At 62.4% G+C, this 13,778-nt stretch carries 12 protein-coding genes, 1 tRNA gene and 1 pseudogene; 11 read left to right on the forward strand and 3 right to left on the reverse strand.

Annotation, left to right across the window (positions count from 1 at the left end; all coding sequences use genetic code 11):
- Positions 1 to 197: 197 nt before the first annotated feature.
- From CK222_RS17770 to CK222_RS32915, 6 genes and pseudogenes are all read left to right on the forward strand, one after another.
- A complete protein-coding gene (locus CK222_RS17770; protein WP_245433073.1) occupies positions 198 to 2,153 on the forward strand; it encodes an HWE histidine kinase domain-containing protein in 1,956 nt (651 codons plus the stop codon).
- A 173-nt stretch (positions 2,154 to 2,326) separates the two neighbouring features.
- Positions 2,327 to 3,796, forward strand: coding sequence for a winged helix-turn-helix domain-containing tetratricopeptide repeat protein (locus tag CK222_RS17775; RefSeq protein WP_245433075.1), 1,470 nt, complete (start codon positions 2,327 to 2,329; stop codon positions 3,794 to 3,796).
- A gap of 98 nt (positions 3,797 to 3,894) precedes the next feature.
- A complete protein-coding gene (locus CK222_RS17780; RefSeq protein ID WP_067329942.1) occupies positions 3,895 to 4,140 on the forward strand; it encodes a hypothetical protein in 246 nt (81 codons plus the stop codon).
- A 451-nt stretch (positions 4,141 to 4,591) separates the two neighbouring features.
- A complete protein-coding gene (locus CK222_RS17785; RefSeq protein ID WP_095801250.1) occupies positions 4,592 to 4,942 on the forward strand; it encodes a hypothetical protein in 351 nt (116 codons plus the stop codon).
- Between the two features lie 92 nt (positions 4,943 to 5,034).
- Positions 5,035 to 5,220 carry a hypothetical protein gene (locus CK222_RS17790; RefSeq protein WP_095801251.1) on the forward strand — a complete coding sequence of 62 codons (186 nt, stop codon included), beginning with the start codon at positions 5,035 to 5,037 and terminating at the stop codon, positions 5,218 to 5,220.
- A 292-nt stretch (positions 5,221 to 5,512) separates the two neighbouring features.
- Positions 5,513 to 5,632, forward strand: a pseudogene (locus CK222_RS32915) (PilZ domain-containing protein); the annotation flags it as partial.
- A gap of 692 nt (positions 5,633 to 6,324) precedes the next feature.
- Here the strand turns inward: CK222_RS32915 and CK222_RS17805 are convergent.
- Together CK222_RS17805 and CK222_RS17810 are read right to left on the reverse strand one after the other, a co-directional pair.
- A tRNA-Gln gene (locus CK222_RS17805) sits at positions 6,325 to 6,398 on the reverse strand.
- 144 nt (positions 6,399 to 6,542) lie between these two features.
- Positions 6,543 to 7,475, reverse strand: a complete 933-nt coding sequence (locus tag CK222_RS17810; RefSeq protein WP_067000626.1) for a YbhN family protein — start codon at positions 7,473 to 7,475, stop codon at positions 6,543 to 6,545.
- A 249-nt stretch (positions 7,476 to 7,724) separates the two neighbouring features.
- Here CK222_RS17810 and CK222_RS17815 point away from each other — a divergent pair, with 249 nt between their 5' ends.
- Both CK222_RS17815 and CK222_RS17820 read left to right on the forward strand, forming a co-directional pair.
- On the forward strand, positions 7,725 to 9,062 hold the full coding sequence (locus CK222_RS17815) for a Ppx/GppA phosphatase family protein (protein WP_095801354.1): 1,338 nt from the start codon (positions 7,725 to 7,727) through the stop codon (positions 9,060 to 9,062).
- The gene (locus tag CK222_RS17820) at positions 9,059 to 9,754 is read left to right on the forward strand and encodes an RlmE family RNA methyltransferase (protein WP_095801252.1); all 696 of its coding nucleotides are present in this window, start codon (positions 9,059 to 9,061) and stop codon (positions 9,752 to 9,754) included. The genes CK222_RS17815 and CK222_RS17820 overlap by 4 nt, the downstream gene beginning before the upstream one ends.
- A 45-nt stretch (positions 9,755 to 9,799) precedes the next feature.
- On the opposite strand, the gene CK222_RS17825 is transcribed toward CK222_RS17820, so the two are convergent.
- Entirely contained in the window at positions 9,800 to 11,221 is a 1,422-nt protein-coding gene (locus CK222_RS17825; protein WP_095801253.1) for an MFS transporter, read from the reverse strand.
- A 209-nt stretch (positions 11,222 to 11,430) separates the two neighbouring features.
- Here CK222_RS17825 and CK222_RS17830 point away from each other — a divergent pair, with 209 nt between their 5' ends.
- The 3 genes from CK222_RS17830 (at position 11,431) to guaB (ending at position 13,767) form a co-directional block, all read left to right on the forward strand.
- Positions 11,431 to 11,676: a type II toxin-antitoxin system prevent-host-death family antitoxin gene (locus CK222_RS17830; RefSeq protein WP_095783229.1), complete on the forward strand. Its 246-nt coding sequence runs from the start codon at positions 11,431 to 11,433 to the stop codon at positions 11,674 to 11,676.
- Complete coding sequence (locus CK222_RS17835; RefSeq protein ID WP_095801254.1) at positions 11,673 to 12,122, forward strand: PIN domain-containing protein; 450 nt, start codon at positions 11,673 to 11,675, stop codon at positions 12,120 to 12,122. The genes CK222_RS17830 and CK222_RS17835 overlap by 4 nt, the downstream gene beginning before the upstream one ends.
- Before the next feature lie 142 nt (positions 12,123 to 12,264).
- On the forward strand, positions 12,265 to 13,767 hold the full coding sequence (gene guaB / locus CK222_RS17840) for an IMP dehydrogenase (RefSeq protein ID WP_067000642.1): 1,503 nt from the start codon (positions 12,265 to 12,267) through the stop codon (positions 13,765 to 13,767).
- Positions 13,768 to 13,778: the final 11 nt, after the last annotated feature.

The raw sequence follows: 13,778 nt of genomic DNA on the forward strand, positions 1-13,778 counted from the left end.
TTTGCAACTCAGTGATTTTCGCTTAGCCGCATTGTCTGGCGCCAAGCGGCCTTCGAGCTTGGCCATGTTCAGCAGTGTTAATCTAAGCTTGTCGTTCGCCAGCTTGCGGCTAAGCTTGCAGTATTGGGGAAGACAGGGAAACAGATTTGCCTCGTCGATCGGTACGAGCCCATCTGCTTGGACTAATCGCAGCGGCCGTGTTGCCGGTCTGGCTGTTTGCTGCCTATCTGTTCGTTGCCTACGCCCTGCATGAGCAGTCTCGTATCGAGCAGGAGGCGCTTTGGATTGCTCGTCAGGTGTCGCTGGTCGTTGATGGCGAACTCGTCAATCTCAAGACCCTTCTGGAAGGGCTCTCCAAGTCGCCTGCTCTCGCCAATGATGATCTGCAGGCTTTTAGCAACGAGGCGAGCCGCCTCGTCCAGGGTACGGATCAGGTAATCACGCTGCGTGATCTCGGTGGCCGCGCCTTGGCAAGCACTCAATCCGCCAAGGGCTCCGAGCCTTCGGCCGAACCGCTGACGCCCGAGGAGCGCGAGCACCTGGATCTTGCTGGCGTGCTGGTCAGCAACGTGTTCGCCGCGCCGCGATCGAACGCATACCGGATCGCGGTCACCAGACAAGTGTCGGGCTCGAAAGGCCAGTCGTTGCTGCTTTCGATGTCGGTCCCGACGGAACGCATTCGCCTTGCTATGCTGCCCGCGGTCCCAGCGGGGTGGACGGTCGCTGTCGGTGATCGTGAGGGCAACTACGTTGCAAGGTCCAAGTTGCATGGTGAGGTGACCGGCAAGCCCGGTTTGCCGGAATATTTAGCAAAGGTCGTCGGCCGCTCCGGTACGTTCCGATCTCGCAATTTCGAAGGCACCACGCTGCTGGCCGGGTACTATCGATCGCCCTATTCGGACTGGTTCTACACCGCCAATGTTCCGCTTTCTGATGTTCAGGCACCTCTCTGGTGGTCTCTCGCACAGATTGGCGCAACAGGCCTAACTGCGCTGCTTTTTTCGCTCACTCTGGGCTACGTGGTCGGTAAAACCTTCACCAAGGCGACAGTCGACCTCGCCGCGCGCGCCGATGCGCTCGGCAAAGGGAGCGAGGTCAAACCTATGTCGACGTCTGTCGCCGAGTTCGACACGATTGCCCAAGCCATGATCAAAGCCGGCCGTGCAATCGCGGAACGCACGCGCGAGTTGGAAACCGTTCTGGATACGGCGCCGGTGGCGGTCTGGTTCACCTATGATCCGCAAGCGCGACAGGTGATCCGCAACCGGTTCGCGGCGGAACTGATGGGCCTATCGACGGAGTCCCGGAGATCCTTTGGGACGCCCGACTTGGTGATCGAAACGCTGGCGTACAAAGACGGCCAGACCATCAGCCGGGAAGACCGTCCGCTGAGCAGAGCCATGCGCGGCGAGGAAACTGACAGTGAGGAATTCGCCTATACGCTGCCATCCGGGGTGCAACGTTACCTGCTTTCCAGCGCGCGGCCCGTCCGCGATGCGGCAGGCTCGGTAATAGGCGCTGTCCAGATCAGCCTCGACATCTCCGAGCGCAAACGGAGTGAGGAGCAGCGCCAACTGTTGATCAATGAACTAAACCACCGGGTCAAGAACACGCTGGCCGTAGTTCAGGCAATCGCGAGCCAGACCATGCGCAGCGCAACCAGCCTCGCGCTCGCAAAGGAGGCGCTTTCGGCCCGGCTGGTTTCGCTGGCACAAGCGCATGATATCCTCACCCGGGAGAATTGGAGCGGTGCCGATCTCAGCACGCTCATTGCCGCCTCGATCGACCCGCATGCCTCTCTCGATCGGTTCGATCTCACAGGCGAGCCGGTTTGGTTGCCCTCGAACGTGGCGCTTTCCTTCGCGCTGGCCATTCATGAACTTACCACGAACGCCATCAAATATGGGGCGCTCTCCAATCCTACCGGATCGGTCTCGATCTCGTGGCGGTTGGAATACGTCGATGGAGGCCGAATTCTGGTCCTGGAATGGTGCGAAGAAGGCGGCCCGCCGGTCGTGCCTGGCAAACACGGCTTTGGTACGCAACTCCTGCAGCGAGTGTTCGACAGCGAAAGAACGGGCGGGGTTGAGCTGGTCTACGATCGCTCCGGGCTGCGTTGCATTTTTAAGGTGGGATTGGACCGCAGCAAGTAGCGTAAGTGCCGACGCAAACACCAGACGGCGACGAGACCCGCGACGTCTTTCAGCGCTACCACCTAGGAAGAATGGAGAGTTTGGCCCGGGAATTTAGGGGGTGCCTGTTCCGACAACTTCCAAACGTCTAATATGCCCAAATGCAGCGGTGTCGCATCGCCTTCGGTCCGTTCGTGCTCGATCCCGACATGGGGACGCTTCTTAAAGACCAGATCCCGATCACTGTTGGGCATCGTGGGCTGACGCTGCTTGCTGCGCTTACCGCACGGCCCGGTGAGATCCTGACGAAGGCCGAGCTGATGGACGCTGCCTGGCCGGGCACCGCCGTTGAGGAAGGCAACCTTACCGTCCAAATCGCGACGCTGAGAAAGGCACTCGGTCCGGCCGATAACGGCGGTGAGTGGATCGCCACAGTGCCTCGCCTCGGGTACCGCTTCACGGGGACTGTCGAGCCGGTGGCGAGCGCGTCCTACGGAGCGATCCCACCGCCCGGCAAGCCGTCGATCGCGGTGCTGCCCTTTGTCAACTCGGGCGGCGATCCGGACCAGCAGTATCTCAGCGACGGCATAACCGAGGACATAATTACCGAGCTGGCCAGGTTCCGCTCCCTGCTCGTCATCGCACGCAATTCATCGTTTCAGTTCCGTCACCCCGCACTGGACACTGCCGAAGCCCACCGCAAGCTCGGAGTTCGCTACCTCGTCGCAGGCAGCATACGAAAGCTCGGTGATCGCATTCGGATCACCACACAATTGATTGATGCCGCCACCGGCACCCACCTTTGGGCCCAACGGTACGACCGGGCCCTCAACGACATCTTCGCATTGCAAGACGAGGTTGCGGCTCTTATCGCCTCGATGGTCGAAGGCCAAGCCGAGGCCGATTCTGCGAGCCGCAGCAGACGCAAGCGTCCGACCGATTGGGACGCATACGACTACTACCTGAAGGGGCGCGCGCACTTCTACCGATATGAACTGGACAAGGCCGAGCCCCTCTTCGCGCAGTGTATCAAGCTCGATTCGGCATTCGCTCAAGGTCACGCCTTCCTGGCGCAGGCCCTCGTCGGCAGATTTTGGTACGACAACGATCTGCGGACGCTACAGAAGGCCTGGGACGCCGCTCGAACGGCGCTCGCTCTCGACAGGAGCGATGGCGTCTGTCATCAGAGCATGGGGCTGGTGCTTACCCACATGCGCCAACACAGCGATGCGGGAGTGCATTTCGAGCGAGCGCGCTCGTTGAACCCGCTGGACGTGAACATAGCGGGGGATTACGCAAGCTGGCTCAACTACGGCGGACGGGCCGAGACGGCGCTCGACGTGCTCGAAACAGCGCTCCTGCGCGACCCGGTACCACCGATGTGGTTCTGGGAGGTGAAGGGTAGCTCCCTGTTCCTGCTTGGAAGGTACTCCGAAGCCGTCGCTTCGTATCAGAAGGCTGGCGACCAATTCTTCGTCCATGCTTTCCTCGCAGCGTCTTACGCACATTTGGGCGAGACGGAGAAGGCCCGCGCTGAAGTCGAGGAGGCACTGACCAGGAAACACGACCTGACTCTCCGGCTGATTTCAAATCTCCCGTTCGCCGACCATGTCGCCCTCGGGCTTTTCACATCAGGCTTCAGAAAGGCCGGTTTTCCCGCCTGAACGCACCCCAGGGAAGGCTATTTTCACACTCGGAGGGTGGATGCTTCCCATCTCTCAAATTTGAATGCGGGTGCATCTCGTGCGGCCCACAATAATGCATGCCGAACTATCTGTTCGAAGTCTTCCGAAATGGGCAAAGCCTCGGCGATGCTTGGGTCGACCTCGGCAACCTCACCGACCTGCGACGAGAAGCGCTGAAGGCGCTTCACGATATCGCTGCAGACGAAATCGCCTCAAGCGACTTGGATGAGACTGTGACCGTTGCCGTTCATGACGAAGCCGGCAGGCCGGTATATTCCGCAAGTCTCACCATTTCGCAGCCGTTGCCCGCCTTGAACGGCTAGGAGTCGTCCGCTCATCCTCTGGGGGAAAGACGGCAGCGGAAGAGAGCCTTTCCTGCTGCTGATCCATCGGCCGCTCGCCGCCCTGCGCACGCGAGTGGCGTTCCTCTGCAGCATATTGGCTTGGAAGACCGACCAGCCGGTTGAGCCTGAAGCCGCACATTATTCACCGTGGTGATGAGTGTTTCTGCGTTTTCCAAATTGGACGCGTACAACCTTTTTGGGCGATGGGTCGTTCAGAACGCCTCTGCTCTCAACGCCACCAGCGAAGCAGGGCTGCGTGCCTGACGACCGATGGAGCAGACATCGATGCCTGTCGGGAACGCGCGATCGGGCCCACGCTGCAGCGGACCTCGATTGCGGGCTGGAGGCAGAAGGCACTGCTTGCCCAGGGAAGTTGAATAGGGAGTTGGTCGGCTCCCCTAAGAGTTGCCTTTCGACCAAGGAGCGATCGATGAAGTCGGCTTTCCGGTACCTGATGTTCGCCGCGGCCTTGCTGTCGCCAGCGGGAATGAATGCAGTCCAGGCAGCGGACGCTCAAATGCCACTCGCTGTTGCGAGGCCCCGGGAACCCTCCATCACCACGAGCACGTCCGAGACGACCGGCATGTCCCGGGTCAACGGCCAGAACGCTACGGTGCTCCATGTGAATGCGACGAAGCCTGGATTGCATGCCGTGTCGCACCTCGATTCCCGCTTCGCGACGATCCTGTCTGGAACCTTCTACGTTGCGTTTGACGACACATACGACGCAACCAAGCTCAAGGCCCTTCCGCCTTGTGGCATCTACGCTGAGCCGGCCTAGGCAGCCGTTCGGTTGCCGAATGGTGTGAGTAAGAAAACCTGAAGGGTTGAGGCGACCTACACGCGTCATTGGTTCGCCTCAGGCATTGTTTCATGATTGCACTCGTCCGCATTGCCCTCAGCCGGCCCTACACCTTCATCGTGTTGGCGCTGCTGATCCTGATCATCGGCCCGCTCGTGGCCCTGCGCTCGGTGTGCCCCCACACCCAGCGGCGGGCTAAGGTGACCGGCGCCTTTTCTCGTGGGGGAGAATTGCCTGAGAGCCCGGCGCCGGCCTAGCGACTAGTGGTCCGCCGCATATGCAAGATAGCTAATTTCTACCTCAAAAGGACATGGTGTGATCGCGTAACCTCTTTGGCAATCGCCCTGGCGATCAGGAATAATCCTCACCGGTGCGGCGACCCCAATTTGCGAGGATCGCCATGACAATGAAATTTCCCTTCACGGAAGACACACTCGGCAAAAGCTGGAGGCCGGGACGGGTCTTTCTGTCTATTGCCTCACTTGCCGGCGGTCGGCGGTATTGGACGTTGCCGCACTGGTGAAACGGCTCGGGCCAGACCATAAATGCCTGCTTTGCGTACCAGTTGATGGGATCGCCTACAGGACTGTTGTTCGATGGCGCAAGAGTGATCGCGTAGGCGCTGAATTCAAGGGCACCGAGCCAAAGCCGAAGTTCCATTACGGTTGAATGCCGGCTCCGGCCTTCCTGTCTCTAGTGGCAGAAATGTCACGCAATCTGAATATGCAGCGCTTCAACTAGGGCGCGCTTATGATCCCTCTTACCGAGGCGTACCGTCTTGGCTGCGAGGGATGCGGGGACCACTGGAGCGCTCGCTGCGGCAACGCAGCGGGCGCTTCGCATGGGAGCGATGGCGATGTGCACCAGAGCAGGGCTAGCATCCGGCTTCCGGGCTTTCTGTCAGCTCACTCTCCGGCTGGACCGCCAGCGCGCGGTCTCGATGTCGTCGCGGGAAATCCCCATGTCGCTGAGCATGTCGTCCGGTGAGTCGCTCAGATCGTCAGTTGCCTTCAATAGCGCCCTCTGATCGGCTCGGCGACCAAACCAATCGACAACGGGACCAGCTACGACTAGAGGAAGGTTCATAAGCATAGGAAGGTTCACAAGCATCAGGGCACTCCCTTCACCGCTGCACAAGCTAGGCCGATGCGCCAGGAGCGTCTGTGACAGGATTCACAGACCCGTTAGTGCCTGCTAATTCAAGAACGTGCCGAGAACATCACCGCCATTCCGTGTGAGCGGGAATGTTTTGCAATGCACGGAAAACAAGGGCTTAGGTGAGAGCGTGTTGCAAATGTGATGTAACCACGGTCCGGAGACCATGTTTTCATCTAAGGCATTGTTCTGCTTGGATATTTCGTTGGCTGGGGAACCTGGATTCGAACCAGGACTAACGGAGTCAGAGTCCGCTGGTCTACCGTTAACCTATTCCCCAGCAGGCGCGGTCGGTATCGCGCGAAGCGGGCGGCTCAAGCGCCGCGAGCGCTGCCTTGTAGCCGCCATCCGAAAATAGTCAACCCCGCGCCGCAGTTCAACCGCAGCCTTTTTTCTGATTCGATCGCGGCCCGCATGGGGACGCTCAGCCTTCGCCGCGGCTGTATTGCGAATGCTCGAAGAACAGCACCACGCCGAGCCCGATCAGCAGCGGGATGATCAGGTAGAACAGGCGGAACACCAGGAGTGCGGCGAGCACGCCGACCGGATCCATATGCGACAGTCCGGCCAGGAAGACGACCTCGAAAACGCCGAGGGCGCCCGGCGCATGCGACAGCAAGCCGACCGAAAAGGATATCATGAAGACGCCCAGCACGACGAAATAGCCGGGATTGCCGGCCGCCGGCAACGCAAAGTAGATGATGGCCGCCGCCGCGAGCAGCTCGACCGGGCCGATTAGCAATTGCCGCGCCACGATCGGCAGTGCCGGGTAATGCAGCTGGAAGCTGCCGACCTTGAGCGGCCTCAGATGCAGCCAGCTGCAGAACACATAGACCGCAACCAGGATCAGCATGGCGAGGCCGGCGGCTGTTGCCAGCTCGTGGTGCGGGGTCGTGGTGAAACGGTCGACGATCTGCGGCTCCAGCACCAGCACGAGGCCCCCGACAAGCAGGCTGGAGAGCACGAAGGTGATCCAGCAGATCGCCACCAGCACGCCGACATCCTGGCCGGTCAGCCCCCGGGTCCCATAGGCGCGGTAGCGGATCACCGCGCCAGACAGCACCGAGCCGCCGATATTGTGCGACAGCGCATAGGTGGTGAAGGAGCAGAGCGTGACGAACAGCCACGAGACTTTCTTGCCGATATGGAGCAGCGCAATGTGGTCGTAGCCGGCGAGGGAGGCATAGGCGACGACGGAACTCAGCGCCGCCAGCACCCAGGCGCGCGGGGGGATGGCGACGATACCGGCCCAGACATCGTCGAGTGAGATGCCGCGCAACTCATGGATGAGCAGCCAGAGCGAGAACACCACGGCCGCTATGCCGATGACCGGCCAGAAATAGCGCGTCCAGTTCATGGCGTCGTCGTCATGCGATTAAGCTCATTGCTATGATGTTGCCCAAACCCGTTCCAAGTCTCATTGAGACATGCCTGATTGAAGCCGGCTATTCAACCGGCATGAGGTGGCCCCTGCGTGACGGCGCCAAAAATCGGGGCATGCGCTCTTGGTGATTGCAAAGCGCGCTGCTAGTCTGTTCTCAACTTGAAACAAATCGAGGTGCCTGCTGCGTCCTTGCTGGTTCGCGCGGCGCCGAAAGGAATTGAAGTGGAAGACCACGATACCGGCGCGGGCGCGTCGGCAGTGGGCGTGTCCGGGGCATCGCCGGCGGTACCGGCGGGCCCGCCCGCGGGGCGTTTCAGCCGCCATGCGGGCGCGCACGCAAGACATGCCGACAATCAAGGCAGCGAGAACCCGAAAGGCAAAACGCGCAAGCGCCGCAAGCGCAGGCGCGGCCGCAAGGTTTTCGCACGCGATGAGAACGGCGGAATACCCTCGCCGGGGCCCGTCGCCGCTCCCGCCAGCCTCGCGCCTGAACCCGCGCCGATCGTCCCCCAGCCGCGACCGTCGCTTCCGAATGGCGCGCGCCCGCCGCATCAGGAACTGCCGGTATTCGCAGCGCTCGATCTCGGCACCAACAATTGCCGGCTGCTGGTCGCGGTGCCCGCCCGCCACGGCCACTTCCGCGTCATCGATGCGTTCTCGCGCATTGTCAGGCTGGGCGAGGGGCTTTCGGCCAGCGGCCGGCTCGGCCAGGCGGCCATGGACCGTGCCGTCGAGGCGTTGAAGGTCTGCGGAGACAAGCTGCGCAACCGCAAGATCAGGAAGGCGAGGCTGATCGCCACCGAGGCCTGCCGCTCGGCCGAAAACGGCGTCGAGTTCCTCGAACGGGTCGAGCGCGAGGCCGGTCTGAAGCTGGAGATCATCGATCGCCAGACCGAGGCCCGGCTGGCCGTCTCCGGCTGCGGCTCGCTGGTCGAGCGCGAAACGCGCGGCGTGGTGCTGTTCGACATCGGCGGCGGCTCGTCCGAGATCGCATTGATCGACCTCACGCGCGGCCAGCGCTCGCCGCAGCTTGCCAACCACATCGTCTCCTGGACGTCGCTGCCGGTGGGTGTCGTCTCGCTCGCCGAACGTTTCGGCGGCCGCACGGTGACGCGCGAGACCTTCGCCGCCATGGTCGATGACGTTGCGGTGCGGCTCAAGGCCTTCGACGGGCGCAACCGGCTCGCGCATGTGCTCGCCAGTCCGAATTTCCATCTGCTCGGCACCTCCGGCACGGTGACGACGCTGGCCGGCGTCCATCTCGACCTGGAGCGCTACGATCGCCGCCGCGTCGACGGGCTGTGGATGGACCGTCAGAGCGTCGACCGCATGGTGGAAAAACTGATCGGCTGGGATTTCCAGCAGCGCGTCGCCAATCCCTGCATCGGCGCCGACCGCGCCGACCTGGTGCTTGCCGGCTGCGCCATCCTGGAAGCGATCCGCGGCGTGTGGCCGTCGGAGCGGCTGCGGGTCGCCGACCGCGGCTTGCGCGAAGGCATATTGAGCGAACTGATGGCCGATGACGGCGTCTGGCGTCATGACGGGCGCGGCCGACAATGAGCAGGAAGCCAGAGAAGCCGGGCTCGGCGGGCATGCGCGTGCTGAAGACCCGGATCAAGAAGAAGAGCGGCCTGAAGGAATCCTCGCGCCGTTGGCTCGAGCGGCACATGAACGACCCCTATGTGCAGCGCTCCAAGGCCGATGGTTACCGTTCGCGCGCCGCCTACAAGCTCACCGAGATCGACGACAAGCATCATCTTTTGAAACCCGGCATGAAGGTGATCGACCTCGGCGCCGCGCCCGGCGGCTGGTGCCAGGTGGCGGCGGCCCGCACCAAATCGAGCGCGGAAAACCCGCATGTCGTCGGCATCGACTATCTTGAGATGGACGCGGTGCCGGGCGCTGTCATCCTGCAGTTGGATTTCCTCGATCACGACGCGCCGCAAAAGCTGTCAGAGGCGCTCGGCGGTCAGCCCGATGTCGTGCTGTCGGACATGGCGGCCCCCACCACCGGGCACCGCCGGACCGATCATCTGCGCACCATGCATTTGTGCGAAGTGGCGGCGGATTTCGCGCTGCAGGTTTTGAAGCCCGGCGGCCATTTCCTCGCCAAGACCTTTCAGGGCGGGGCCGAGAACGAGCTGCTCTCGCGGCTCAAGCAGAATTTTCGCTCGGTTCATCATGTGAAGCCGCCGGCCTCGCGCGACGAGTCGGTGGAGCTTTATCTGCTGGCGAAGGAGTTCAAGGGGTAGCGCCTAACCTTCTCCCCTTGTCAGGAGAGAAGGGAAAGGTGGCGCTCATTTCCCCGCGGTCCCCACCGCCTCCAGCGTCTTCGGCGTCGACAATTTGCCATGTCCCGACACCGCATTGCCGGCGTCCGGCGCCAGCCGCATGAAGGTCAGCGATGCCGCCGCCGAAACCGCCGCGACGATGAAGAAGGCGATGTGGAAATCGCCAAGCGTCAGCGGGCCGCCATGGATCGAAGTCGACACTTCGAGGATGCCGCCGGCCAGCGCCACGCCGAGCGCGATCGACAACTGCTGGAACACGGCAACGATCGGCGTCGCCTTGCTGGTGTCGGCGGTCGATACTTCGGCGTAGGACAGCGCGTTGACGCCGGTGAAGAACATCGAGCGGATGAAGCCGCCGACCAAAAGGATCGCGAGCATCAGCGCATAGGGGGTTGCGGGGGTGAAAAGGCCGTAGATGGCAATCGAGCCGGCGGCGATCAGCGATCCCCAGATCAGCACCCGCCGGAACCCGGCGAGCCTGAAGAGCAGCGCGGTGACGAACTTCATGCCGATGGCGCCGACCGCGGAGACGAAGGTGATCATACCGGACTGGAACGGCGTCAGCCCGAAGCCGATCTGGAACATCAGCGGCAGCAGGAAAGGCACCGCGCCGATGCCGATGCGGAACAGCGAGCCGCCGAGCACGGAGGAGCGGAACACCTGGTTTCTGAAGAGCTCCAGCGCCAACAGCGGGTTCCTGGCGCGCCGAGCATGCAGCAGATAAAGCACGCCCGAAACCAGGCCGACGGCAACGGTAATGAAGCCGGCGATCGGCGGCAAAGCGGGGAGGCTGACCACCGAGAGGCCGAAGACGATGCCGGACGCCGCGAGGCCGCTGAGCACGAAGCCCGGGAAGTCGAGCGGCGGCGTTTTGGCGGGGTCGGTTTCCGGCAAATAGCGGGTGGCAAGCCAGATGCCCAAAAGCCCGATCGGCACGTTGATCAAAAAGATCCAGTGCCAAGTGAAATAGGTGGTGATGAAGCCGCCGATCGGCGGGCCGACCAACGGCCCGACCAGCGCCGGCACCGTCAGCCATGACATCGCCGCGACGAGCTCGCTCTTTGGCGTCGCGCGCACCAGCACCAGGCGCCCGACCGGCGTCATCATGGCGCCGCCCATGCCTTGCAGGAAACGCGACACCACGAAGGCCGGCAGCGAATTGGAGAAGGCGCAGGCGACCGAGCCGGCAATGAAGACGGCGATCGCGGCGCGAAACACGTTCTTGGCCCCGAACCGGTCCGCCATCCAGCCGCTAATCGGAATGAAGATTGCCAGCGACACGAGATAGGCCGTCAGCGCCAGCTTCAGCGCGATCGGGCTGGTGTGGATGTCGATGGCGATTGCCGGCAGCGAGGTCGCGATCACGGTCGAATCCATGTTCTCCATGAAAAGTGCGACCGCCAGGATGAGCGGGATGATGCGGTTCAAGGGGACGCCCTGATTTGACTTCGCGATTCCGGGCCTGGCTTTGGGGCGAGCCGGCACGCCGGGGCGGTACCACCAATTGGCCCGGATGTCGCATTAATTTGCTGTCACTTTTGTGCGACCGCAACCCTCGCTGGGAATCATCGCGCGCGCCGCTTGATAAACAGAGCCTCTGGGTTATTGTAGTGAAAATAACTACAGGTTATGCAGCCATGGACGAAACCGTTTCGGCAGCCGATGCCAATCGCAGGTTCTCCCACATCCTGCGTGATGTACGCGAGGGCCACAGCTACGTCGTGACCACCCATGGGCGGCCGGTGGCGCGGATCGTGCCTGCGCAGAAGCACGAGGGCGTGGCCTCCCGCTCGCACGCAGCATTGCTGTCGCGCCTCGAACGGCAGCCGATCCTCAATGCCGGACACTGGACCCGCGATGAACTTTATGAGGATGATCGGTGAAGGTCGCCATCGACCCCAACGTCCTGGCCTATGCTGAGGGCGTTAACAACGCGGAGAAGCGCGACGTCGTTATCGAGCTGCTACGCAACGTTCCACGAGAGGCCGCAGTCATTCCGGTCCAGGTGCTGGGCGAACTGTTCAATGTTCTCGTCCGCAAGGCCGGAAGACATTCCCAGGAAGCTCGGGATAAGCTGCTTAGCTGGAGCGACGCCTTCGCGGTTGCCGGAACGACGCCGGAAGTGATGATGAAGGCTGTCGATCTTGCGGCAGACCATCGTTTCGGCATCTGGGATGCTGTCATTCTTTCGACTGCTTCGCAAACGGTTTGCCGGCTACTCCTGTCGGAAGATCTGCAGGATGGCTTTACCTGGGGCGGTGTAACCGTCGTCAATCCTTTTGCATCGCCGCGGCACGCTCTGCTGGATGCTCTCCTAGGTGCGGAATAGGAACCTGAAGCGTCTCGCAACGATCGGCTTTTCATCGCCTGCGGGACGTGTTACCAGCCAGCGCCAATCCTGAAAGGGAAGATGAGAGTCGGCGCTGGCCATTTCGGCCCAGCGCCTTTTCCGCATTCAAAAAGGACTGGCCATGGCAAAAATCATCGAGACGTCCACCGGCGCATTGGCGCTGACCTTCGACGACGTGCTGTTGCAGCCCGGCCATTCCGAGGTCATGCCCGGCGAGACCGATATCCGCACCCGCATCGCCACCGACATCGACCTCAACGTGCCGATCCTCTCGGCCGCCATGGACACGGTCACCGAAGCGAGGCTGGCGATCGCCATGGCGCAAGCCGGCGGCATCGGCGTCATCCACCGCAATTTCTCGCCGGCCGAGCAGGCCGAGCAGGTCAGGCAGGTGAAGAAGTTCGAATCCGGCATGGTGGTCAATCCCGTTACCATCGGCCCCGACGCCACGCTCGCCGACGCCCTGGCACTGATGCGCGCTCATGGCATTTCCGGCATTCCGGTGGTCGAGAACGGCGGCACCGGCGGTCATACGGTCGGCCGGCTGGTCGGGATCCTCACCAACCGCGACGTGCGCTTCGCCTCCGATCCGTCGCAGAAGGTCTACGAATTGATGACGCGTGAGAACCTGATCACGGTGAAAGAGAATGTCGACCAGGACGAGGCCAAGCGCCTGTTGCACAAGCATCGCATCGAGAAGCTGGTGGTGGTCGACCGCAAGGGCAATTGCGTCGGCCTGATCACCGTCAAGGATATCGAGAAGTCGCAGCTCAACCCGCACGCCACCAAGGACGCTCAGGGGCGGCTGCGCGCAGCGGCCGCCACCAGCGTCGGCGACGACGGCTTCGAGCGCGCCGAGCGCCTGATCGATGCCGGCGTCGACCTTCTGGTCATCGACACCGCGCACGGCCATTCGCAGCGCGTGCTGGACGCGGTGACGCGTGCGAAGAAGCTCTCCAATTCGGTGCGCATCCTGGCCGGCAACGTGGCCACCGCCGAGGGCACGCAGGCGCTGATCGATGCCGGCGCCGACGCCGTCAAGGTCGGTATCGGTCCGGGCTCGATCTGCACCACCCGCATCGTCGCCGGCGTCGGCGTGCCGCAGCTCTCGGCGATCATGTCGGCGGTGGAGACGGCTGAGAAGTCGGGCGTGAGCGTCATCGCCGATGGCGGCATCAAATATTCGGGCGATCTCGCCAAGGCGCTCGCCGCCGGCGCAAGTGCCGCCATGATCGGCTCGCTGCTTGCCGGCACCGACGAGAGCCCGGGCGAGGTCTATCTGCACCAGGGCCGCTCCTTCAAGGCTTATCGCGGCATGGGTTCGGTCGGCGCCATGGCGCGTGGCTCGGCCGATCGCTACTTCCAGGCCGAGGTGCGCGACACCTTGAAACTGGTTCCGGAGGGCATCGAAGGACAGGTTCCCTACAAAGGACCTGTGGCTGGCGTGCTGCACCAGCTTGCGGGCGGCCTGAAAGCCGCTATGGGTTATGTCGGTGGGCGCGATCTTGCCGAGTTCCGCGAACGCGCCACCTTTGTGCGCATATCAAACGCCGGACTTCGTGAAAGCCACGCCCATGACGTCACGATCACCCGCGAAAGCCCGAACTATCCGGGCGGACTTTGATCAGGCAGACG

It is taken from the genome of Mesorhizobium sp. WSM3866, assembly GCF_002294795.1.
GTDB lineage: Bacteria > Pseudomonadota > Alphaproteobacteria > Rhizobiales > Rhizobiaceae > Mesorhizobium.

What these genes read in the sequence shown, in the direction of transcription:
- CK222_RS17780 (WP_067329942.1), top strand. Translation starts at nt 3,895, where the DNA reads ATGCCGAACTATCTGTTCGAAGTCTTCCGAAATGGGCAAAGCCTCGGC.
- CK222_RS17810 (WP_067000626.1), bottom strand. Translation starts at nt 7,475, where the DNA reads ATGAACTGGACGCGCTATTTCTGGCCGGTCATCGGCATAGCGGCCGTG.
- CK222_RS17820 (WP_095801252.1), top strand. Translation starts at nt 9,059, where the DNA reads ATGAGCAGGAAGCCAGAGAAGCCGGGCTCGGCGGGCATGCGCGTGCTG.
- CK222_RS17830 (WP_095783229.1), top strand. Translation starts at nt 11,431, where the DNA reads ATGGACGAAACCGTTTCGGCAGCCGATGCCAATCGCAGGTTCTCCCAC.
- CK222_RS17790 (WP_095801251.1), top strand. Translation starts at nt 5,035, where the DNA reads ATGATTGCACTCGTCCGCATTGCCCTCAGCCGGCCCTACACCTTCATC.
- CK222_RS17785 (WP_095801250.1), top strand. Translation starts at nt 4,592, where the DNA reads ATGAAGTCGGCTTTCCGGTACCTGATGTTCGCCGCGGCCTTGCTGTCG.
- guaB (WP_067000642.1), top strand. Translation starts at nt 12,265, where the DNA reads ATGGCAAAAATCATCGAGACGTCCACCGGCGCATTGGCGCTGACCTTC.